At 55.4% G+C, this 20,284-nt stretch carries 19 protein-coding genes and 1 other annotated feature; of the genes, 11 read left to right on the top strand and 8 right to left on the bottom strand.

Annotated features, from left to right (window positions below; all coding sequences use genetic code 11):
• Window positions 1-16 precede the first annotated feature (16 nt).
• Window positions 17-140 (top strand) — a sequence feature (Phe leader region).
• The 10 genes from pheM (at window position 22) to selO (ending at window position 9,339) form a co-directional block, all read left to right on the top strand.
• Window positions 22-66, top strand: a complete 45-nt coding sequence (gene pheM / locus MUU47_RS12350; RefSeq protein ID WP_001386830.1) for a pheST operon leader peptide PheM — start codon at window positions 22-24, stop codon at window positions 64-66. (Overlaps the previous feature by 45 nt.)
• Before the next feature lie 63 nt (window positions 141-203).
• Window positions 204-1,187: a phenylalanine--tRNA ligase subunit alpha gene (gene pheS / locus MUU47_RS12345; protein WP_258988490.1), complete on the top strand. Its 984-nt coding sequence runs from the start codon at window positions 204-206 to the stop codon at window positions 1,185-1,187.
• A 15-nt stretch (window positions 1,188-1,202) separates the two neighbouring features.
• Window positions 1,203-3,590, top strand: a complete 2,388-nt coding sequence (pheT, locus tag MUU47_RS12340; protein ID WP_258988489.1) for a phenylalanine--tRNA ligase subunit beta — start codon at window positions 1,203-1,205, stop codon at window positions 3,588-3,590.
• A gap of 4 nt (window positions 3,591-3,594) precedes the next feature.
• Window positions 3,595-3,894 carry an integration host factor subunit alpha gene (gene ihfA, locus MUU47_RS12335; RefSeq protein WP_006820203.1) on the top strand — a complete coding sequence of 100 codons (300 nt, stop codon included), beginning with the start codon at window positions 3,595-3,597 and terminating at the stop codon, window positions 3,892-3,894.
• A gap of 101 nt (window positions 3,895-3,995) precedes the next feature.
• The gene (gene btuC, locus MUU47_RS12330) at window positions 3,996-4,973 is read left to right on the top strand and encodes a vitamin B12 ABC transporter permease BtuC (protein ID WP_258988488.1); all 978 of its coding nucleotides are present in this window, start codon (window positions 3,996-3,998) and stop codon (window positions 4,971-4,973) included.
• 28 nt (window positions 4,974-5,001) lie between these two features.
• The gene (locus tag MUU47_RS12325) at window positions 5,002-5,553 is read left to right on the top strand and encodes a glutathione peroxidase (RefSeq protein WP_258988487.1); all 552 of its coding nucleotides are present in this window, start codon (window positions 5,002-5,004) and stop codon (window positions 5,551-5,553) included.
• Entirely contained in the window at window positions 5,553-6,302 is a 750-nt protein-coding gene (gene btuD, locus MUU47_RS12320; RefSeq protein WP_258988594.1) for a vitamin B12 ABC transporter ATP-binding protein BtuD, read from the top strand. The genes MUU47_RS12325 and btuD overlap by 1 nt, the downstream gene beginning before the upstream one ends.
• A 77-nt stretch (window positions 6,303-6,379) precedes the next feature.
• Window positions 6,380-6,844: an NlpC/P60 family protein gene (locus tag MUU47_RS12315; protein ID WP_258988485.1), complete on the top strand. Its 465-nt coding sequence runs from the start codon at window positions 6,380-6,382 to the stop codon at window positions 6,842-6,844.
• A 277-nt stretch (window positions 6,845-7,121) separates the two neighbouring features.
• Entirely contained in the window at window positions 7,122-7,835 is a 714-nt protein-coding gene (locus tag MUU47_RS12310; protein ID WP_258988483.1) for an EAL domain-containing protein, read from the top strand.
• Between the two features lie 61 nt (window positions 7,836-7,896).
• Window positions 7,897-9,339, top strand: a complete 1,443-nt coding sequence (selO, locus tag MUU47_RS12305) for a protein adenylyltransferase SelO (RefSeq protein ID WP_258988482.1) — start codon at window positions 7,897-7,899, stop codon at window positions 9,337-9,339.
• A gap of 2 nt (window positions 9,340-9,341) precedes the next feature.
• Here the strand turns inward: selO and MUU47_RS12300 are convergent, their stop codons facing one another.
• From MUU47_RS12300 to ppsR, 8 genes are all read right to left on the bottom strand, one after another.
• Window positions 9,342-10,109 (bottom strand): heme ABC transporter ATP-binding protein, encoded by a 768-nt coding sequence (locus MUU47_RS12300; RefSeq protein ID WP_258988481.1) that lies wholly within the window; start codon window positions 10,107-10,109, stop codon window positions 9,342-9,344.
• Window positions 10,102-11,091 carry a FecCD family ABC transporter permease gene (locus tag MUU47_RS12295; protein WP_258988480.1) on the bottom strand — a complete coding sequence of 330 codons (990 nt, stop codon included), beginning with the start codon at window positions 11,089-11,091 and terminating at the stop codon, window positions 10,102-10,104. Before MUU47_RS12295 ends, MUU47_RS12300 begins: the two co-directional genes overlap by 8 nt.
• Window positions 11,091-11,909, bottom strand: coding sequence for a heme/hemin ABC transporter substrate-binding protein (locus MUU47_RS12290; RefSeq protein WP_258988479.1), 819 nt, complete (start codon window positions 11,907-11,909; stop codon window positions 11,091-11,093). Before MUU47_RS12290 ends, MUU47_RS12295 begins: the two co-directional genes overlap by 1 nt.
• A complete protein-coding gene (locus tag MUU47_RS12285; RefSeq protein WP_258988478.1) occupies window positions 11,906-12,934 on the bottom strand; it encodes a hemin-degrading factor in 1,029 nt (342 codons plus the stop codon). Before MUU47_RS12285 ends, MUU47_RS12290 begins: the two co-directional genes overlap by 4 nt.
• Before the next feature lie 49 nt (window positions 12,935-12,983).
• Window positions 12,984-14,963 (bottom strand): TonB-dependent hemoglobin/transferrin/lactoferrin family receptor, encoded by a 1,980-nt coding sequence (locus MUU47_RS12280; RefSeq protein WP_258988477.1) that lies wholly within the window; start codon window positions 14,961-14,963, stop codon window positions 12,984-12,986.
• Between the two features lie 81 nt (window positions 14,964-15,044).
• Window positions 15,045-15,269, bottom strand: coding sequence for a hemin uptake protein HemP (hemP, locus tag MUU47_RS12275; protein WP_374684751.1), 225 nt, complete (start codon window positions 15,267-15,269; stop codon window positions 15,045-15,047).
• Between the two features lie 205 nt (window positions 15,270-15,474).
• A complete protein-coding gene (gene aroH / locus MUU47_RS12270) occupies window positions 15,475-16,521 on the bottom strand; it encodes a 3-deoxy-7-phosphoheptulonate synthase AroH (RefSeq protein WP_258988476.1) in 1,047 nt (348 codons plus the stop codon).
• A gap of 165 nt (window positions 16,522-16,686) precedes the next feature.
• A complete protein-coding gene (gene ppsR / locus MUU47_RS12265; protein ID WP_159755953.1) occupies window positions 16,687-17,520 on the bottom strand; it encodes a posphoenolpyruvate synthetase regulatory kinase/phosphorylase PpsR in 834 nt (277 codons plus the stop codon).
• Between the two features lie 337 nt (window positions 17,521-17,857).
• Between ppsR and ppsA the strand changes: the two genes are divergently transcribed.
• Window positions 17,858-20,236 (top strand): phosphoenolpyruvate synthase, encoded by a 2,379-nt coding sequence (ppsA, locus tag MUU47_RS12260; RefSeq protein ID WP_258988475.1) that lies wholly within the window; start codon window positions 17,858-17,860, stop codon window positions 20,234-20,236.
• The last annotated feature ends 48 nt before the right edge of the window (window positions 20,237-20,284 follow it).

Here is a 20,284-nt window from a genome sequence, read left to right as displayed (position 1 = left end):
ATCAGACAAGGTAACGCAAGCATGAATGCTGCTATTTTCCGCTTCTTTTTTTACTTTAGCACCTGAATCCAGGAGGCTAGCGCGTGAAAGACGAAACGAAAAACAGCGCCAGAAAGCCTCCCCAGGGAGGCTTTTTTCGTATATAGAATTCAAGAGATTAAGTCCGCAAACGGGTGTTTGCATCGACATTATTGAGGAAAACCATGTCACATCTCGCAGAGCTGGTTGCCAGTGCCAGGGCAGCTATTAATGAATCTTCAGATGTCGCCGCGCTGGATAACGTGCGTGTCGAATATCTGGGTAAAAAAGGGCATCTGACCCTTCAGATGACAACCCTGCGTGAATTGCCGGCGGAAGAGCGCCCGGCCGCAGGTGCCGTTATAAACGAAGCAAAAGAGCAGGTTCAGCAGGCGCTGAACGAGCGTAAAGCCGCTCTGGAAGGGGCAGCCCTTAATGCACGTCTGGCCGCAGAAACTATCGATGTTTCTCTGCCGGGGCGTCGTGTTGAAACCGGGGGTTTACACCCGGTAACCCGCACCATCGACCGCATTGAAAGTTTCTTCGGTGAGCTCGGCTTTACCGTGGCGACTGGCCCGGAAATCGAAGATGACTATCACAACTTCGATGCCCTGAATATTCCAGGCCACCACCCGGCACGTGCTGACCACGACACTTTCTGGTTCGACGCAACGCGTCTGCTGCGTACCCAGACCTCTGGCGTACAGATCCGTACCATGAAAGAGCAGCAGCCGCCTATCCGCATTATTGCGCCGGGCCGCGTCTATCGTAACGATTACGATCAGACCCACACCCCAATGTTCCATCAGATGGAAGGCCTGATTGTTGACACCAACATCAGCTTTACCAACCTGAAAGGCACGCTGCACGACTTCCTGCGTAACTTCTTTGAAGAAGATTTGCAGATTCGTTTCCGTCCGTCCTATTTCCCGTTCACCGAACCGTCTGCAGAAGTTGACGTGATGGGTAAAAACGGCAAATGGCTCGAAGTGCTGGGCTGCGGCATGGTTCACCCGAACGTACTGCGTAATGTCGGCATCGATCCGGAAGTTTACTCCGGCTTCGCCTTCGGCATGGGTATGGAACGTCTGACCATGCTGCGCTACGGCGTCACCGACCTGCGTGCATTCTTCGAAAACGATCTGCGTTTCCTCAAACAGTTTAAATAAGGGCAGGACAGAACAATGAAATTCAGTGAACTGTGGTTACGCGAATGGGTTAACCCGGCGATTGACAGCGAAGCGCTGTCTGGCCAAATCACCATGGCAGGCCTGGAAGTGGACGGCGTTGAGCCGGTTGCTGGCGTGTTCAATGGCGTTGTCGTCGGCGAAGTGGTTGAATGCGGTCAACATCCTAACGCCGATAAACTGCGCGTGACCAAAATTAACGTTGGTGGCGAGCGACTGCTGGACATCGTCTGCGGTGCGCCAAACTGCCGTCAGGGCTTGAAAGTGGCCGTCGCGACTATTGGTGCCGTTCTGCCTGGCGACTTCAAAATCAAAGCAGCGAAACTTCGCGGTGAGCCGTCCGAAGGCATGCTGTGTTCGTTCTCTGAACTGGGGATTTCCGACGATCACAGCGGTATTATCGAACTGCCTGCTGATGCCCCGCTGGGAACCGACATCCGCGAATACCTGAAACTCGATGACAACACCATTGAAATCAGCGTCACCCCGAACCGTGCTGACTGCTTAGGAATTATCGGCGTGGCGCGTGACGTTGCGGTTCTGAATCAGCAGCCGCTTAACGTGCCAGAAATGGCAGCCGTTGTCGCAACTATCAATGACACTTTCCCAATCAACGTCGAAGCTGCCGACGCCTGCCCACGTTATCTGGGTCGCGTAGTGAAAGGTATCAACGTTAAAGCGCCAACACCGCTGTGGATGAAAGAAAAACTGCGCCGCTGTGGCATCCGTTCTATCGATGCAGTAGTTGATGTGACCAACTACGTATTACTGGAACTGGGTCAGCCGATGCACGCGTTCGACCTCGATCGCATCGACGGCGGCATTGTGGTGCGTATGGCGAAAGAGGGTGAAACCCTGGTGCTGCTGGACGGCAATGAAGCCAAACTGGCTACCGATACGCTGGTCATCGCCGATCACAATAAAGCCCTGGCAATGGCTGGCATCTTCGGTGGCGAACATTCTGGCGTGAATGACGAAACCCGGAACGTGCTGCTGGAATGTGCATTCTTCAATCCACTGTCCATCACGGGTCGCGCGCGTCGTCAGGGTCTGCATACCGATGCTTCCCACCGCTATGAACGTGGCGTGGATCCGGCGCTGCAATACAAAGCGATGGAACGTGCAACACGTCTGCTCCTGGATCTTTGCGGCGGTGAAGCGGGCCCGGTCATTGATGTGACTAACGAAGCCACTCTGCCGACGCGCGCCACCATTACGCTGCGTCGTAGCAAACTGGACCGCCTGATTGGCCATCACATTGCCGATGAGCAGGTTAGCGATATCTTGCGCCGTCTGGGCTGCGAAGTGACCGAAGGTCAGGACCAGTGGCAGGCCGTTGCGCCAAGCTGGCGTTTCGATATTTCAATCGAAGAAGACCTGGTGGAAGAAGTGGCCCGCGTTTACGGCTACAACAATATCCCGGATGCGCCAGTTCAGGCGGGTCTGATCATGGGTCATCACCAGGAAGCTAATTTGTCTCTTAAGCGTGTGAAAACCATGCTGAATGACAAAGGCTACCAGGAAGTCATCACCTACAGCTTCGTCGATCCGAAAGTGCAGCAGGTGATCCACCCGGGCGAAGAAGCGCTGATCCTACCAAGCCCAATCTCCAGCGAAATGTCCGCGATGCGTCTTTCTCTGTGGACTGGCCTGCTGAGCACGGTGGTCTACAACCAGAACCGTCAGCAGAGCCGCGTGCGTATTTTCGAAAGCGGTCTGCGTTTCGTACCGGACACCCAGGCACCGTTGGGCATCCGTCAGGACGTGATGCTGAGCGGCGTTATTTGCGGTAACCGCTATGAAGAGCACTGGAATCTGGCGAAAGAGACAGTTGATTTCTATGATATAAAAGGCGATCTCGAATCCGTTCTGGACCTGACTGGCAAACTGGGCGATATCCAGTTCAAAGCTGAAGGCAATCCAGCGCTGCATCCGGGACAGTCTGCGGCGATTTATCTGAAAGGCGAACGTATTGGTTTCATTGGGGTTGTTCATCCTGAGCTGGAACGTAAACTAGACTTGAACGGTCGCACGATGGTGTTTGAACTGGAGTGGAACAAGCTCGCAGACCGCGTGGTGCCTCAGGCGAAAGAGATTTCTCGCTTCCCTGCGAACCGTCGTGACATCGCTGTAGTCGTGGCAGAAAACGTTCCTGCAGCCGATATTCTCAATGAGTGTAAGAAAGTTGGCGTAAATCAGGTAGTTGGCGTAAACTTGTTTGACGTGTACCGCGGTAAGGGCGTAGAGGAAGGTTTCAAGAGCCTCGCTATCAGCCTGATCCTTCAGGATACCAGCCGTACACTCGAAGAAGAGGAGATTGCCGCTACCGTTGCCAAATGTGTAGAGGCATTAAAAGAGCGATTCCAGGCATCATTGAGGGATTGAACCTATGGCGCTTACAAAAGCTGAAATGTCAGAATATCTGTTTGATAAGCTTGGGCTTAGCAAACGGGATGCCAAAGAACTGGTAGAGCTGTTTTTCGAAGAGATTCGTCGCGCTCTTGAAAACGGTGAGCAGGTAAAACTCTCCGGTTTTGGTAACTTCGATTTGCGCGATAAAAATCAACGCCCCGGGCGCAACCCGAAGACGGGTGAAGATATTCCCATTACAGCCCGGCGCGTGGTGACCTTCAGACCCGGCCAGAAGTTGAAAAGTCGTGTCGAAAACGCTTCGCCCAAAGCAGAATAATTTCTGATTAACCAAAAAGGCCGCTCTTGCGGCCTTTTTTCTTTTCTGCGAGCATCAGGCACAATAAAATCAGCCACTTCACCTCATTATCTCAGGACATCATGCAACGACTCGCCCAACGTCAGCAGCAACGAAACCAGCGATGGCTGGGACTCTTGCTGTTGCTTCTACTGCTCGCGGTGTTCATCAGTCTGTGCGCGGGTGAAGCGTGGATTGCACCTGGTGAATGGTTTACCGCTCGTGGTGAGCTGTTTGTCTGGCAAATTCGCCTGCCGCGTACCGTTGCCGTGGTGCTGGTGGGGGCGGCGCTGGCGGTGTCCGGCGCAATTATGCAGGCATTATTTGAGAATCCGCTGGCGGAGCCTGGCTTGCTGGGCGTATCTAACGGCGCGGGCGTCGGACTGATTGCCGCCGTATTGCTGGGAAAAGGGCTGCCAAACTGGGCGCTGGGCCTGAGTGCTATTGTCGGGGCGCTGATCATCACCGTGATATTACTGCGCTTTGCACGCCGTCACTTATCGACCAGTCGGCTGCTGCTTGCGGGCGTGGCACTGGGGATTATTTGCAGCGCGGCAATGACCTGGGCCGTATATTTTTCGACGTCGTTTGACCTGCGCCAGCTGATGTACTGGATGATGGGCGGGTTTGGCGGCGTGGACTGGCATCAGAGCTGGCTAATGCTGGCGCTTGTGCCCGCGATTGGCTGGGTTTGCCTGCAATCGCAGCCGCTGAATTTATTGTCGCTCGGCGAAACGTCTGCCCGCCAGCTTGGACTGCCACTGTGGCTGTGGCGAAGGCTTCTGGTGCTGGCGACGGGCTGGCTGGTAGGCGTCAGCGTGGCGCTCTCTGGTGCCATTGGCTTTATCGGGCTGGTTATTCCCCATATGTTGCGGCTGTGCGGCCTGACCGACCATCGTGTGCTTCTGCCTGCCTGTGTCCTGGCAGGGGGCACAACGCTGCTGTTCGCCGATATCGTGGCCCGTATGGCGCTGGCTTCGGCAGAATTGCCTATAGGCGTCGTCACCGCGACCCTGGGCGCACCCGTATTTATCTGGCTACTATTAAGGGCTGGCCGCTAAGCGCCGGCTGATAACCCAAGAGGACGCTATGCAACACGATATTCTCAACACCAATGTCACCACCATTGACGGTGAAAACGTCAATCTCGAACAGTTCAAAGGCAACGTACTGCTGGTGGTGAACGTCGCTTCCCAATGCGGGCTGACGGCACAGTACGAGCAGTTGGAAAATATTCATGAAGCCTGGAGCAAAGACGGTTTCGCCGTGCTGGGCTTCCCATGCAATCAGTTCCTCGGGCAGGAGCCGGGCAGTGACGAAGAAATTAAAACGTTCTGCAGCACTACGTACGGCGTGACGTTCCCGATGTTCAGCAAAATTGACGTCAATGGCGAACAGCGCCATCCGCTGTACCAGAAACTGACCTCTGCCGCCCCGGTCGCCGTCGCGCCAGAAAGCAGCGGTTTCTACGAGCGTATGGCCAGCAAAGGCCGGGCGCCAAAGGAGGAAGGCGATATTCTGTGGAATTTCGAAAAATTCCTGATTGGCCGTGAGGGCGAAGTCATTCAGCGTTTCTCTCCGGACATGACGCCTGAAGATCCGATTGTGATGGAAGCCATCAAGCTGGCGCTGGCGAAGTAATCATGTTGCTGATGCAGTTGCAGGGCGTGGCAGAACCGGGACGATTGCATCCGGTCAGCGCAGACGTTTGTCAGGGTGAAATGGTGCATCTTGTCGGCCCCAACGGCGCAGGAAAAAGCACGCTGCTCGCCAGAATGGCAGGCTTAAGCCAGGGCGCGGGGCAGGTTATGCTAAACGGTAGACCGTTGGCTGACTGGCCTGCACCGGAACTGGCGCGCCATCGGGCGTATCTGACCCAACATCAGACGCCGCCCTTTGCGATGCCGGTCTGGCATTATCTGACGCTGCATCAGCACGACAAAACGCAGCATGCATTACAGCAAGAAATCGCCGAAAAGTTGGGGCTGGAGGATAAGCTCGCCCGCCAGGTGAACCAGCTTTCCGGCGGTGAATGGCAGCGCGTCCGTCTCGCGGCGGTGGTGCTGCAAATTCACCCGCAGGGAAACCCGGAAGGGAAGCTGCTGTTGCTGGATGAGCCGATGAACAGCCTGGATGTGGCCCAGCAGAGCGGGCTGGATAAACTGCTGGCCGAGCTAAGACTTGCCGGCGTTACGGTGGTCATGAGCAGCCACGACTTGAATCACACGTTACGCTTCGCCAGCCAGACGTGGTTATTGCGTCAGGGGCTAATGCTGGCCAGTGGTGACACGCCGCACGTTTTGACGATCGAAAATCTGACGGCTGCGTATGATATGCCGTTCAAAAAGCTAAACGCGGACGGCGTACAGATCTTAATTTCTGCGCTGTAACCTTAAGGTTTCTTGCAACTTTGCAAATTCGCAGGCTAAATTATTCTTATAAAAAATATCAGAGGAAACGCCAGGATATGCGTCTCTTATTTATTTTAGTGGCAGCGTTAATTTTAGCCGGGTGCAGCAGTCATCGTGCGCCGCCGCCTAACCCACGGCTTTCGGACTCCATCACAGTTATTGCCAACCTCAATGATCAACTGGCAAACTGGCGCGGCACGCCATATCGCTACGGGGGAAGTACTCGCGGTGGCGTGGATTGCTCTGCGTTCGTCATGATGACCTTCCGGGACCAGTTTGATTTACAGCTGCCGCGCGATACCAAACAGCAGTCGAAAATCGGCACCGAAATTGATAAAGATGATTTATTGCCGGGCGACCTGGTATTCTTCAACACCGGTTCGGGCGGAAATGGTCTGCATGTCGGCATCTACGACACGGATAATCAATTTATTCATGCCTCAACCAGCCAGGGCGTCACGCGATCCTCACTGGATAATGTCTACTGGCGAAAGCACTTCTGGCAAGCCAGACGTATTTAGTCGTAAAAACAAAAGGGCCTGATGGCCCTTTTTTGGTAGCAGATAAATATAAAAAAGCACTACGAAATAATTATCAATTGTCATGACATTCCGCTAATGAATCTCTGGATTGTGCGATTGCACGAATATGGATTACAATCATCCCAATGATAAAGCAAAGGAATTCCTTAATTACAAAGGGACGAATGAAATTAATCTTTTTAAAATCAAAGATTTTGTTTTCGACTGGAACCATGCAGCAGCGACCAGGGAGCTCCCTTGAACAAGGGTGGACGTAATGATTGTTACTCTGGATAAAGCCTGGAAAACCGAATTATTATTCCTGCCTGCCAGAAATGGTGGGGGGCGACTTGTCGGATTAGAAATAATCGCGAACGTTGTCGGCGTGGATGATGCAGTGCGTACGCCGACCACGCTGGTGACGTCTCGTATGAGCGCTGAACAGGAAGTCATCCTGTTTCGCGAAAAACTCGCGTTACTCGAAACCTGCCAAATCTTTTTTATTCAACAGCAATTAATTGCGTGGATTAATATAACGCCGGCAATTGCCTTTGCGTTGTTAACACAAAAAGTGTTGGCGGAAGAGGCCGCGCGATTTTCCTTTCTGGAGTTTACGGTCAATGAAAACTTTCCAGAATTGAATGCCATCGACAAAAATCATTTGCTGGTTCAACTGGCAAATCTTTTCCCGCTGATGCTGGCCAATTTTGGTGCCGGAGACGCATCAACCCAGGCTGTTTTCAGCGGGTTGTTCAAACGCGTTATGCTGGATAAAAACTTTATTCAGCAACAGGCGTTATTATTATCGTTTGATCCCTTTATGCGGGCGATAATCGCCCAGGTACAGCCCTGCTGTAGTGCGATTATGGCGGCAGGTGTGGACAACCCACAGATCCTTGAACGTCTGGAGTCCTGGGGTCTGAGCGCATACCAGGGATTACTGTGGCCCACCGTTGATAGCGCATCGCTAACTCGTCTGATGCAGGAATAACCCTGTATCTCACCCGTATTTATCTGCCCTCACAGGCACTACACTACAGACAGGAGGAACCATGACCCTGTCTTTTACCCATCACTGGCGCGATGAGCTGCCAGGTTTTTATACCGAACTGTCGCCGACGCCGCTAGCCAATGCACGCCTGATTTGGCACAACGCGGCGCTGGCACAGAGTATCGATCTGCCTGAATCGCTGTTCAGTCCTGGAAAAGGCGCGGGCGTGTGGGGCGGCGAAACGCTGCTGCCTGGAATGCTGCCCCTCGCGCAGGTCTACAGCGGCCATCAGTTTGGCGTCTGGGCCGGTCAGCTTGGCGACGGACGTGGCATCTTGCTCGGCGAACAGCAGTTGGCTGACGGACGTCGTTATGACTGGCACCTGAAAGGCGCAGGACTGACGCCGTATTCCCGAATGGGCGACGGGCGCGCGGTATTGCGCTCCACGTTGCGTGAAAGTCTGGCGTCTGAGGCGATGTTCGCGCTCGGCATTCCGACCACGCGTGCGCTATCAGTGGTAACCAGCGACACGCCGGTGTACCGAGAAACGGTTGAGCAGGGCGCTATGCTGATGCGTCTGGCGGAAAGTCACGTGCGTTTCGGCCATTTCGAACACTTCTACTACCGCCGTGATACGGAAAAGGTGCGCGAGCTGGCGGATTATGTGATTCGTCATCACTGGCCGCAGCTGGGATCCGAAGCTGAAAAGTATGCGCTGTGGTTCCGTGACGTTGTCACCCGAACTGCGCGTCTGATTGCCCGCTGGCAAACCGTTGGTTTCTGTCACGGGGTGATGAATACGGACAATATGTCGATTCTGGGGCTGACCATGGACTACGGTCCGTACGGTTTCCTCGATGATTATCAGCCGGGCTTTATCTGTAACCACTCAGACCACCAGGGCCGCTATAGCTTTGATAATCAGCCCGCCGCGGCGCTGTGGAACCTGCAACGCCTGGCGCAGTCGCTGTCGCCATTTATCGCGGTGGATGTGCTCAACGATGCGCTGGACGGTTATCAGGAAGTATTGCTGGTGGAATACGGTCAGCGGATGCGCGGCAAGCTCGGTCTGTTCTCGGAGCAAAAGGGCGACAACGAACTGCTGAACGGGCTGTTTAGTCTGATGGAGCGTGAGGGCAGCGATTACACCCGCACTTTCCGTATGTTGAGCGAGACGGAACAACAGAGTGCGAGTTCACCGTTGCGCGATGAGTTTATCGATCGGGCGGCGTTTGATACGTGGTTTAGCGACTATCGCGCGCGCTTGCAGCAGGATCGGGTGGATGACGCCATGCGCCAGCAAAGTATGAAGCAGGTCAATCCGGCGGTGGTGTTACGCAACTGGCTGGCACAGCGCGCCATCGAGCAGGCTGAACGCGGGGACTATGCCGAGTTTGAGCGTTTGCACGAGGCGTTACGTGACCCGTTTGCGGACCGGAGTGATGACTATGCCAGCCGTCCGCCTGAGTGGGGCAAACGGCTGGAAGTGAGCTGTTCGAGCTGACGTTACGGGGCTAAAAACACCTGTGGCGTGTGGCTGCCGGGGTGCTGACCGATGTGCACTTCGGCACCGTACCAGCGGCTCAGGGTGTCAGCCTGCAACACCTGTTGCGCGCTGCCCTGAGCCACTATCACTCCCTCATGAAGCAGGATAAGCCTGTCAGCCCAAAGTGCTGCCAAATTGAGATCGTGCAGCACCGCGCAGACGTGAAGATTTCCGACCTGCGTCAGACTTTTCAACAAGCGCAGCACATGCTGCTGATGATATAAATCCAGCGCCGACGTTGGCTCATCGAGAAATAACCAGCCCTGTGGCGCATCGTCCACCCATAGCTGCGCCAGCGCGCGCGCCAGCTGAACTCTCTGTTGCTCCCCACCTGAAAGCGCATTGTATTTCCGGCCTGACAGCGGGGCACACCCGGTCAGAGCCATGACCTGTTCAACGACTTTTCGGCTATTACTCTGTTCCCACGGTGCACGCCCCATGGCAATCACATCTTCCACAGGCCAGTCGAAGCCCAGTTGGCTTTGCTGGCGCATTACCGCCCGCTGGCGAGACAGCGCCGGCGGCGTCCAGGCTGATAACGGTTTATCGTTCAGCAGACAGTGCCCGTTATCCGGCGGCAAATAGCCAGTCAGCGCCCGCAGCAGCGTCGATTTTCCCGCGCCATTGGGGCCAATCAGCACCACCAGTTCGCCAGGTACCAGCGTCAGATTGATGTCACGTAACACTGGGGAGTAGCACAGATTAACGGCCTGCAAGCGATTAGCCATGTTGGCCTCCACGACGGAAAATCATCCATAAAAACCACGGTGCGCCGAGCAGGCTGGTCAGCAGACCGACCGGCATTTCCGCAGGCGCAACCAGCGTACGGGCCACGGTGTCTGCCACCAGCAGCAAAATGGCACCGACCAGCACCGAACCGGGAATGACCGCCCGATGATCGGCCCCGAGCCACATGCGTAGCAAATGCGGCACCACCAGCCCGATAAAGCCAATCACGCCGCTGACCGCTACCGCCGCTGCAACCAGCAGAGCGCTGCACATCAATAAACGTCGCTGGATCTGACGCACGTTCACGCCGAGGTAATGCGCTTCTTCATCGCCCAGCTGCAGCAAATTCAGCGGTTTTGCCAGCCGCCAGATAATGAATACCGTCGGCAGCATCAGCGAGGCCGTCGCCAGCAGCGTTGACCACTGCGCCTGACCGAGACTGCCCATGCCCCACAGCGAGAGTTGGCGAAGCTGCGCATCGTTGCTGAGCCACGACAGCACGCCCACCGCCGCACCGCACAGTGCGTTAATCGCGATCCCCACCAACAGCAGGCGCGAGAGCGAATTGTCGTTACGCTGGCTGAGGACGAAAATCACCATTGTCACCGCCAGGCTGCCGAGAAATGCCGCCAGCATCGGGGCGTACAGCATCAGCACCATCGGCAGTGATAAGGGTAAAACCACCCACATCGCTACCGCCAGCGCGGCACCGCTGCTGATCCCCAGCAGGCCAGGGTCCGCCAGTGGATTGCGAAACAGCCCTTGCATCACGCAGCCCGCCAGCGCCAGCGAGCCGCCGATGGTCAGCGCCAAAAGCACGCGAGGCAAACGGATGGTGAACCAGATTTGACGCAGCGCGCTGTCGTCACGCCAGAGTATATCTAACGGCAGTTTAAGTGCGCCAAAGGTGGTGGCGCCCAGCGTTAACCGCGTCAGCAGGGTCAGCAGTGACCACAGAGTACGGGAAACCAACGGCGTCATCAGGGAAGCTGCTCCGCTTTATGCCGCAGCTGTTGAATCGCTTCCGGGGTGCGAATGCTGAAGCCTAACAACGCCATGTCATCGATCTGCAGTACCTGTTTATTCCGCCCGGCCGGGGTTTGCGCCAGACCTGGCAACGTCCACAACCCGTTTTCGCCGCCCATGCCTTTAACGCCATCGGTTGAAATCACCACCAGATCCGGCTGGCTGGCGATCACTCCTTCCTGAGAAAGCGGCTGATAACGGTTAAAACCCTGCATTGCATTTTGTAGCCCCGCAGCGCGAATCGCCGAATCGGCGCCGGTTTGCTGCCCGGCGGCCATGGCGCTCAAGCCGCCGTGGCTGAGAATAAACAGCACACGTTTATTGAGTGGCGTTTTAGGCAACGCGTCCAGCTCCTGTTTCATCTGCTGACGGAGCTGCTCGCCTTCAGCGTCTTTATGCAATGCTTCGGCGACGATGCGAATTTTGTCGTCAATCACGGAAACGTCATTGCTGCCGGGAACCGTCACCACCGTCACGCTGTTTTGTTCGACCTGTTTCAGCGCAAGTGATGGCTGGGCCTGCACGCTGGCGAGAACGGTCGTCGGGCGCGTGGCGAGAATGCCTTCGGCGTTCAGCTGACGCAGATAGCCCACGTCAGGCAATTTCAACGCTTCAGGCGGCCACATGCTGGTGCTGTCTCGTGCAACGAGGGCGCTTTGCGCCCCCAGTGCATAGACAATCTCCGTCACGTCGCCGCCAAGCGTTACCACTTTTTGAGCTGCCGCCCCTGCCAGCAGTGGCAGGGCGGTCATCAACGCGACGACAGCTCTCATGCGGCCAGCCCTTTGGCAATCAGCGCTTCAACCTGAGCACGCCACTGGGTTTGTTCCGGTTCGCCTTCGGTGCGTTGACCATAAAGCTGCGCAATCTGCGTGCCGTCAGCGGCGAACAGTTCGAGGCTGGTGACGTGGCCATCGGCGGTCGGTTTGCGCGTCACCCAGGTTTCGGCGATGGTGTCTTCGCGCAGGTGCAGAGTGAAGGCTGAATTAAAGATGTTCAGCCAACTTTTCATAGGCACGACTTTTTCGATAGCGCCGGTGAAAATTTGCACGCAGCCACGGTTGCCAACGAAGACCATAATCTCGTTTGCATCCTGATGGGCATTCGCCAGCAGGCGCGCTACGGCATCGTTATCCACCTGACACGCCAGGTCATCGCCCACCAGGCGGAAAGCCTGCTGACGGCTCAGATTGTGACGCTTAAGCAGGGTGAAGAACTGATGCACGTCGGTCATCGCACGCCATTCACCGTCGAGGGTTTTACCATCGATATCTCCGCTGGTGGTCGGTGCATCAACCGCTTTCAGCTCGAGCGTCGGGTTATCGGCATGGATAAAGCGGGTCAGAATATCAGCCCACGCGGTCATGTCGGTGGCGTCTGTGGTGTACACCTTCAGCAGCGCGTCGCCCTGATGGTCAAAGAATTGAATGCTCTGACGCTCGCCGCGGGTGCTGATTTCGCTGATGTGGAAAACGCTGGCCCACTGATTGAGGAACAGGCGCAAATCGAGCGCACGCGGATTGAGCACCAGACCGGCATGGCCACTGAGATGCTGATTGGTGAAGCTGCCGACCTGTTCGTGTACGGCGTATTCGTTACGGCAGAGGCATTTCACGTCGCCAGCAGCTTCAAGGGCAGTCAGCACGTCGCGCACTTCACCCTGTAGACGCCAGGCATCGTGGCCTACCCGCGCCCAGGTCAGTTCCGCTTCGCTGATGTGCATCATTGCGGCGATGTCACGCGCATATTTTCCCGGATTTTCTTCTTTTAATGCCAGCCAGCGTGTGTAGTGATTCATTGTCATATTCCTTCCAGATGAAATACCCCGGCGTACCGGGGTTGGGTGATTACCACTGATAACTCACGAAAATCTTACCGTTCTGGCCATCCTGCGGGATGCCCTGCGGTGAGTAATATTCTTTGTCGAAGGCGTTGCCAAACACCAGCGAGGTGGTCAGGCCGCTCAGCGCCTGCTGGCCTTTATAGCTCACGTAGAAATCGTTCACGCCATAGCCCGCCTGCGGGGTGGCGCTAATGCTCTTCGTGTCTTCTGCGAAAGTGCCAATCCAGCCCACCGAGAAACCGCTCTGGGCAATCGGGACGTCAAGACGAGAGGTGACGGTATCCGGGTTGATCGAGGTCAACCAGTCGCCGGTATCGGTATCTTTGCCGCGAGTACGGTTGTACGCCACGTCGAGGCTGAACAGGTCAGTGGTGTATTTGGTCATCACATCCCAACCCCAGATTTTGGCGTTCGGCACGTTGATGGAGGTGGTCGAGGCCCCCGCGAAATCAACAGACGTCGTGATGTAATCTTTGGCGTTGGTGTCGAAATAGCTCGCTTTAAACTCGAAAGCATCGTTCGCCAGCATTACGTCGTCAAAGCGCAGACCAAAGCCGTACTCCTGGGTTTCGTTGGTCTCCGGGCGCAGGTTCGGGTTCGGAACCCAATAGTTAGTGTAGAAACTGCCAATGGAGAAATGTTTGGCGTCGTTATACATCTCGCCCATTGTTGGCGCGCGGAAGGCCTGTGCCCAGGAGCCAAACAGCATCAGCCAGTCAGTTGGGCTGATAGTCATGCCCGCGCGGGAAGACCATTTGTCGGCATCGACGTCATCATAGCCATCGCTGGTGCCGCGATAGTTGTCGTAGCGCGTGCCGCCAAGAATAGTGACCGGCAGGTCGCGCAGGGTGATTTCGTCCTGCAGCCAACCAGAGCTGAAGTTAATGCGCGCGTTCGGGAAACCGGTGGTCATGCCGCCAGGGTTTTGCTCCTGACGGTAGTATTCGCCGCCGTAGGTCAGCAGGTGCGAGGCGAAGCTGTCGGTGAACAGGCGTGTACGGTTTTCAACTTTACCGCCTTTGGTGGTCTGCTTGCGGAATTCGCCGGAGTCGTCAAGGTTCTGCGCGTTGATGCGCACTTCTGACAAGTAGCCTTTCACGTCGGCATTCAGCCAGTCGTTGCCTTCCGGCGCGATGTTGTACGTCAACTGCGCGTCTCGCTGAATGGTAGAGCGGTCGGTCATCGGGTTGCTGTTGTCAGACGCTTGTGGCGTTTGCGGGTTTTTGGGCTCCTGCGCGGTGTTGTTGTAATACCGCAGGGAACCGCTCAGCTTCTGCGCCGGGTCGATTTTCCAGCTACCTTTGGCGAGGAAGTTAGTAATGCTTTCGTCATTCGGGGCTGTGAAACCATCGCTCTGTTTCAAATCGCCGCGGTCACGACTGGACCAGGAGACAATCCCGTCGAGGGTATCGGTACGCCCAAAGGCGCTGGCACCCATGCCAAGGCTGTTATCGCCAGTGCCGCCGGTGCCAAACACGCGGTAGCCGCTGTTCTGACCCACGTGCAGCAGGTCTGCTGCATCAACGGTGTCATAGGAAATCACGCCGCCCAATGCGCCGCTACCGTACAGCATCGCGCCAGGGCCACGTACGACTTCGATACGCTTGATAAGCGCCGGGTCGAGGAACGTGCTGTTGAGGTGGCCAGTGTCGGTGCCCTGACGAATACCATCGACCATGACCAGGACGCCGCGACGATCGTAGCCGCGCAGGTTAATGTCCTGACCGTTGGTACGGCCGGTGCCATCAATGGTCAAACCTGGAACCTGGCGCAGCATATCCGCGGCGGAGCTGGCAGTCTGGCCTTCAGGGGTGTCGGCGTCGATAACGGTAACCATCATTGGCGCTTCAAACGCGCTGCGTTCGTTGCCGGTGGCGGTTACGGTCATTTGTTCAGAGGCGGCGAAAGCCGGAGTGGTGATTGCGCCGAATACAGCCAGTGCGACCAGCGATGGGCGCAGCGACGCGGAATGCAGGTGTAGCATGCAACTCTCCATGAAAAGTGAAAAGCGCTGGCTGCCTCGGCGAGTCCCTGGGTGGCTGGCGAAATGTTGTGTGTAAGTTTGTTATTTAGTCAGGATCAGTTTTCCGGCATGGGTCTGGCGCAGTAAGTACTGCTGGCCATCATGCTCAATGATGACGCGACCTTCCGCACCCAGCAGGGTTTTGCTGCTCACGCGGCGATCTTCAGCCTGCGGTTGCGGAGTCGGGGACCTTTTGCCTGTGGTCAGGAATGTATCCGATGATGCCATAATATTAAAAATAGCAATCAATGTAACAATGATAATCATTATCAACAAATCAAAAAAACTCAGCAACCCCTTTTGTGAAAAATAGGTGACTGGATCAAAAAAGATTGTTTCAGTACAGGAGGATATTGTCCGGCGACGTACTTTTTTAACCGACGATGGCCACCGATTTTTGAAGAGCAGAAGTGGGGTGAAACGGGGGATTTACGTGTCGGGCAACCCATTTTGCCCGACACGTAAAGCGCACTCAGAAGCGCGTATCAATCGCCGCAGAAAGTTTATCCAACAGAATTTCGCTGTCTTCCCAGCTCAGACAAGGATCGGTGATCGACTGCCCGTACACCAGCGGCTGTCCGGCCACGATTTTTTGCGTGCCTTCGCGCAGGAAGCTCTCCGCCATGATCCCGGCAATCGCCGTCGAACCATTGCGAATTTGCTGACAGATATCGTCACACACTTCCAGCTGACGGCGGTGCTGCTTCTGGCAGTTGCCGTGGCTGAAATCAACAACCAGTTGTTCCGGCAGGTCGAATTCGTGCAGCGTATCGCAGGCGACCGCAATGTCTGACGCGTGGTAGTTCGGCTTTTTGCCGCCGCGCATGATGATGTGGCCATACGGGTTACCGCTGGTCTGATAAATCGTCATCTGACCGTTTTTGTCCGGCGACAGGAACATATGACTGGCGCGAGCGGCGCGGATTGCATCCACGGCAATGCGGGTATTGCCGTCGGTGCCGTTTTTGAACCCAACCGGGCAGGAGAGCGCGGAGGCCATTTCACGGTGAATTTGGCTTTCCGTGGTACGCGCACCAATTGCGCCCCAGCTGATTAAATCGGCGATGAACTGACCGGTCACCATATCGAGAAACTCGGTGGCGGTGGGTACGCCCAACTCATTGACCTGCAGCAGCAGTTTGCGTGCCAGCTCGATACCGTGGTTAACGCGGTAGCTGCCGTTGAGATCCGGATCGGATATCAGGCCTTTCCAGCCCACCACCGTACGCGGTTTTTCGAAATAGGTACGCATCACAATTTCAAGGCGTGACTGGTGCTTTTCACGCAGCACCTGCAGGCGATGTGCGTAATCCATCGCCGCATCCAGGTCATGGATGGAGCAGGGGCCAATCACCACTAACAGACGTTTATCTTCGCCGTTGAGGATTTTTTCAATGCGACGGCGGGAGGCGGTAACGTGACCGGCAACCTCAGAAGTGACAGGGTAACGTTGCGCCAGTTCAGCAGGCGTTACCAGACTGTCGATGCGCGCCGAACGCAGTTCATCAGTTTTGTTCATTGGAACTCTCAGAATTTGGTGGCTTCTACGGCAGGAATACCGGAAGTGATGCGCATCACGATAAACCAATCTCTGCTGAATTCAAGGTTCAACACCCATTCAGCAACGTGATGCGCATACATTGCAAAAAGATGATAGCGCATTTTGCAATGATGTACTAGTGTGTTAGTACATACGGCGATTGAGTCCCATAATGTCGAGGATTTTGGTGGCGATTTCTTCCACCGAATAGTTAGTGCTGTTGATCCACGGGATTTGGTTCTTACGGTACAGCGCTTCGACTTCGGTGACTTCCATACGGCACTGGCGCATCGATGCATAGCGGCTGTTTTCGCGGCGCTCTTCACGAATGGCGGCCAGACGTTCCGGGTCGATGGTTAGCCCGAATAATTTATGCTGTAACGGTTTCAGCGCGGCGGGCAGCACCAGATTATCCATATCGTCGGCGATAAACGGATAGTTGGCGGCGCGAATACCGAACTGCATCGCGAGGTACAGACTGGTCGGGGTTTTGCCGCAGCGCGAGACGCCGAGCAAAATCACCTGCGCCTGATCGAGATTGCGCAGCGAAACGCCGTCATCGTGCGCCAACGTATAGTCAATGGCGGCGATACGGGCGTCATATTTTGTGAGATTTCCTGGGGTAAGGCCGTGGGTGCGATGGGCAATCGGCGTCGGGTCGAGCTTCAGTTCTTCCTGCAGCGGCGCAACCAGCGCCTGCACGATGTCCTGACAGAAGCCTTCGCTTTGCAGAATGATGGTGCGGATCTCTGGAATAACAATCGAATAGAAGACCAGCGGACGGACGCCAGATTGCTGATAAATCGCGTCAATCTGCTCCTTCACCGCCTTCGCCCGGCTTTCGCTTTCGACAAACGGCAGGGTAATGCTGTTGACCGACACCGGGAATTGCGACATCACCGCGTGACCGAGCACCTCGGCGGTAATGGCGGTACCGTCAGAAATGTAAAACACATGGCGATCGACATTTATATCCATTTTGACCATCCGGTAAGATTAAGTTAATTCCATGAAGCCTATATTTATTTTAATCACATCCGAGTCGGTTTTGTCTCAAATTTAAAAATGAAACGTGGTTTTTATTTTATGTGAAAAGGGGTGTTCATTTCTATGGTGGAGGGCTATAAACCGTCTTTTTATGTGGGATTCCTAAATAATCATAGAGTTAATGATTTTCGGGGAACTGTCTTAAAAAGCAAAAAATTAATTTGCTTGAACGATTCACCTTTTTTCCCATCACGTTAATTATGGCAGGATAAATAACGAAGCCAGCCTTTGTCTGGCGATTTTCTTAATTCATATAAGGATTGTTTCGATGTCCAACAATGGCTCGTCACCGCTGGTGCTTTGGTATAACCAACTCGGCATGAATGATGTAGACAGCGTTGGAGGCAAAAATGCCTCCCTGGGTGAAATGATTACTAATCTGTCCGATTTGGGCGTTTCCGTACCCAACGGGTTTGCTACCACGGCTGATGCTTTCAATCAGTTTCTCGACCAGAGTGGCGTGAACCAGCGTATTTATCAGTTGCTGGATGAAACCGACATCGACGACGTCTCCGCCCTGGCGAAAGCCGGAGCACAAATTCGTCAATGGATTATCGACACTCCCTTTACGCCAGAGCTGGAACAGGCGATTCATCAGGCCTATAACCAGCTTTCGTCTGACGATGCCGACGCGTCGTTTGCCGTGCGTTCTTCCGCGACTGCCGAAGATATGCCGGATGCCTCCTTCGCCGGTCAGCAGGAAACGTTCCTTAATGTTCAGGGCTACGATGCGGTGCTGGTGGCGGTGAAGCACGTCTTCGCCTCCCTGTTTAACGACCGCGCGATTTCCTACCGTGTGCATCAGGGCTATGACCATCGCGGCGTAGCGCTCTCAGCGGGCGTGCAGCGCATGGTGCGTTCCGACCTTGGTTCCGCTGGCGTCATGTTCTCCATCGATACCGAATCCGGCTTTGATCAGGTGGTGTTCATCACCTCTGCCTTCGGCCTTGGCGAAATGGTGGTGCAGGGCGCGGTTAACCCGGACGAGTTTTACGTCCACAAGCCGACGCTGGAGAAAGGTCGCCCGTCCATCGTGCGCCGCACCATGGGCTCGAAAAAGATTCGTATGGTGTATGCCCCAACCCAGGAACACGGTAAGCAGGTGCGCATCGAAGATGTGCCGCAGGCTGATCGCGACCGCTTCTCGTTGACCGACGACGAAGTGCAGGAACTGGCAAAACAGGCGATACAGATTGAGAAACACTACGGTCGCCCGATGGACATTGAGTGGGCCAAAGACGGTCACACCGGCAAACTGTTTATCGTGCAGGCGCGTCCGGAAACCGTGCGTTCTCGCGGCCAGGTGACAGAGCGTTATACGCTGCATGCGCAGGGTAAAATCATTGCCGAAGGTCGTGCTATTGGGCATCGCATTGGCGCAGGCCCGGTGAAAGTCATTCACGATATCAGTGAAATGAATCGCATTCAGCCGGGTGATGTATTAGTCACCGACATGACCGACCCGGACTGGGAGCCGATCATGAAAAAGGCGGCGGCGATTGTTACCAACCGCGGCGGACGGACCTGTCACGCAGCAATTATCGCCCGTGAATTGGGTATTCCGGCAGTCGTCGGCTGCGGCGATGCGACTGAGCGCATGAAGGATGACGAGAAAGTCACCGTGTCCTGTGCTGAAGGCGACACCGGTTACGTTTACGCTGAAATGCTCGACTTCAGCGTGAAAAGCTCAACCGTCGATACCATGCCGGATCTGCCGCTGAAAATCATGATGAACGTTGGCAATCCGGATCGTGCGTTTGACTTTGCCTGCCTGCCGAATGAAGGCGTCGGTCTGGCGCGTCTGGAATTTATCATCAATCGCATGATCGGTGTGCACCCGCGCGCGCTGCTGGAATTTGACGATCAGGACGTGAAGCTGCAAAACGAAATTCGCGAAATGATGAAAGGCTATGACTCGCCAAAAGAGTTCTATGTTGGCCGTCTGACCGAAGGGATCGCTACGCTCGGCGCGGCGTTCTACCCGAAACGCGTGATTGTGCGTCTCTCTGACTTTAAATCTAACGAATACGCCAACCTGGTGGGCGGCGAGCGTTACGAGCCGGAAGAAGAGAACCCAATGCTGGGCTTCCGTGGCGCGGGCCGCTACGTGGCTGACAGCTTCCGCGACTGCTTCGCGCTGGAGTGCGACGCGGTGAAACGCGTGCGAAACGACATGGATCTCACCAACGTGGAAATCATGATCCCGTTCGTGCGCACCGTGGACCAGGCGAAAGCGGTGATCGATGAGCTGGCGCGCCAGGGTCTGAAGCGTGGCGAAAACGGTCTCAAAATCATTATGATGTGCGAGATCCCGTCCAACGCGCTGCTGGCGGAACAGTTCCTCGAGTATTTCGACGGCTTCTCTATCGGCTCGAACGACATGACTCAACTGGCGTTGGGTCTGGATCGTGACTCCGGCGTGGTGTCTGAACTGTTTGATGAACGCAACGAGGCGGTGAAAGCGCTGCTGTCGATGTCGATTCGCGCGGCGAAGAAGCAGGGTAAATACGTCGGCATCTGCGGTCAGGGTCCGTCTGACCATGAGGATTTTGCCGCCTGGCTAATGGAAGAAGGGATCGACAGCCTGTCGCTGAACCCGGACACCGTGGTACAGACCTGGCTGAGCCTCGCCGAACTGCGTAAGTAATTGCTCAATCAACGCCCCGGCAGCTTGCGCTGTCGGGGCTTTTTTATG

It is taken from the genome of Scandinavium hiltneri (genome assembly GCF_024764835.1).
Taxonomy (GTDB): Bacteria; Pseudomonadota; Gammaproteobacteria; order Enterobacterales; family Enterobacteriaceae; genus Scandinavium; species Scandinavium hiltneri.
This window is presented reverse-complemented; position numbering and strand designations above follow the sequence as displayed.

What these genes read in the sequence shown, in the direction of transcription:
- pheS (WP_258988490.1), top strand. Translation starts at nt 204, where the DNA reads ATGTCACATCTCGCAGAGCTGGTTGCCAGTGCCAGGGCAGCTATTAAT.
- pheT (WP_258988489.1), top strand. Translation starts at nt 1,203, where the DNA reads ATGAAATTCAGTGAACTGTGGTTACGCGAATGGGTTAACCCGGCGATT.
- ihfA (WP_006820203.1), top strand. Translation starts at nt 3,595, where the DNA reads ATGGCGCTTACAAAAGCTGAAATGTCAGAATATCTGTTTGATAAGCTT.
- btuC (WP_258988488.1), top strand. Translation starts at nt 3,996, where the DNA reads ATGCAACGACTCGCCCAACGTCAGCAGCAACGAAACCAGCGATGGCTG.
- MUU47_RS12325 (WP_258988487.1), top strand. Translation starts at nt 5,002, where the DNA reads ATGCAACACGATATTCTCAACACCAATGTCACCACCATTGACGGTGAA.
- MUU47_RS12315 (WP_258988485.1), top strand. Translation starts at nt 6,380, where the DNA reads ATGCGTCTCTTATTTATTTTAGTGGCAGCGTTAATTTTAGCCGGGTGC.
- MUU47_RS12310 (WP_258988483.1), top strand. Translation starts at nt 7,122, where the DNA reads ATGATTGTTACTCTGGATAAAGCCTGGAAAACCGAATTATTATTCCTG.
- selO (WP_258988482.1), top strand. Translation starts at nt 7,897, where the DNA reads ATGACCCTGTCTTTTACCCATCACTGGCGCGATGAGCTGCCAGGTTTT.
- MUU47_RS12300 (WP_258988481.1), bottom strand. Translation starts at nt 10,109, where the DNA reads ATGGCTAATCGCTTGCAGGCCGTTAATCTGTGCTACTCCCCAGTGTTA.
- MUU47_RS12295 (WP_258988480.1), bottom strand. Translation starts at nt 11,091, where the DNA reads ATGACGCCGTTGGTTTCCCGTACTCTGTGGTCACTGCTGACCCTGCTG.
- MUU47_RS12290 (WP_258988479.1), bottom strand. Translation starts at nt 11,909, where the DNA reads ATGAGAGCTGTCGTCGCGTTGATGACCGCCCTGCCACTGCTGGCAGGG.
- MUU47_RS12285 (WP_258988478.1), bottom strand. Translation starts at nt 12,934, where the DNA reads ATGAATCACTACACACGCTGGCTGGCATTAAAAGAAGAAAATCCGGGA.
- MUU47_RS12280 (WP_258988477.1), bottom strand. Translation starts at nt 14,963, where the DNA reads ATGCTACACCTGCATTCCGCGTCGCTGCGCCCATCGCTGGTCGCACTG.
- hemP (WP_374684751.1), bottom strand. Translation starts at nt 15,269, where the DNA reads ATGATTATCATTGTTACATTGATTGCTATTTTTAATATTATGGCATCA.
- aroH (WP_258988476.1), bottom strand. Translation starts at nt 16,521, where the DNA reads ATGAACAAAACTGATGAACTGCGTTCGGCGCGCATCGACAGTCTGGTA.
- ppsR (WP_159755953.1), bottom strand. Translation starts at nt 17,520, where the DNA reads ATGGATATAAATGTCGATCGCCATGTGTTTTACATTTCTGACGGTACC.
- ppsA (WP_258988475.1), top strand. Translation starts at nt 17,858, where the DNA reads ATGTCCAACAATGGCTCGTCACCGCTGGTGCTTTGGTATAACCAACTC.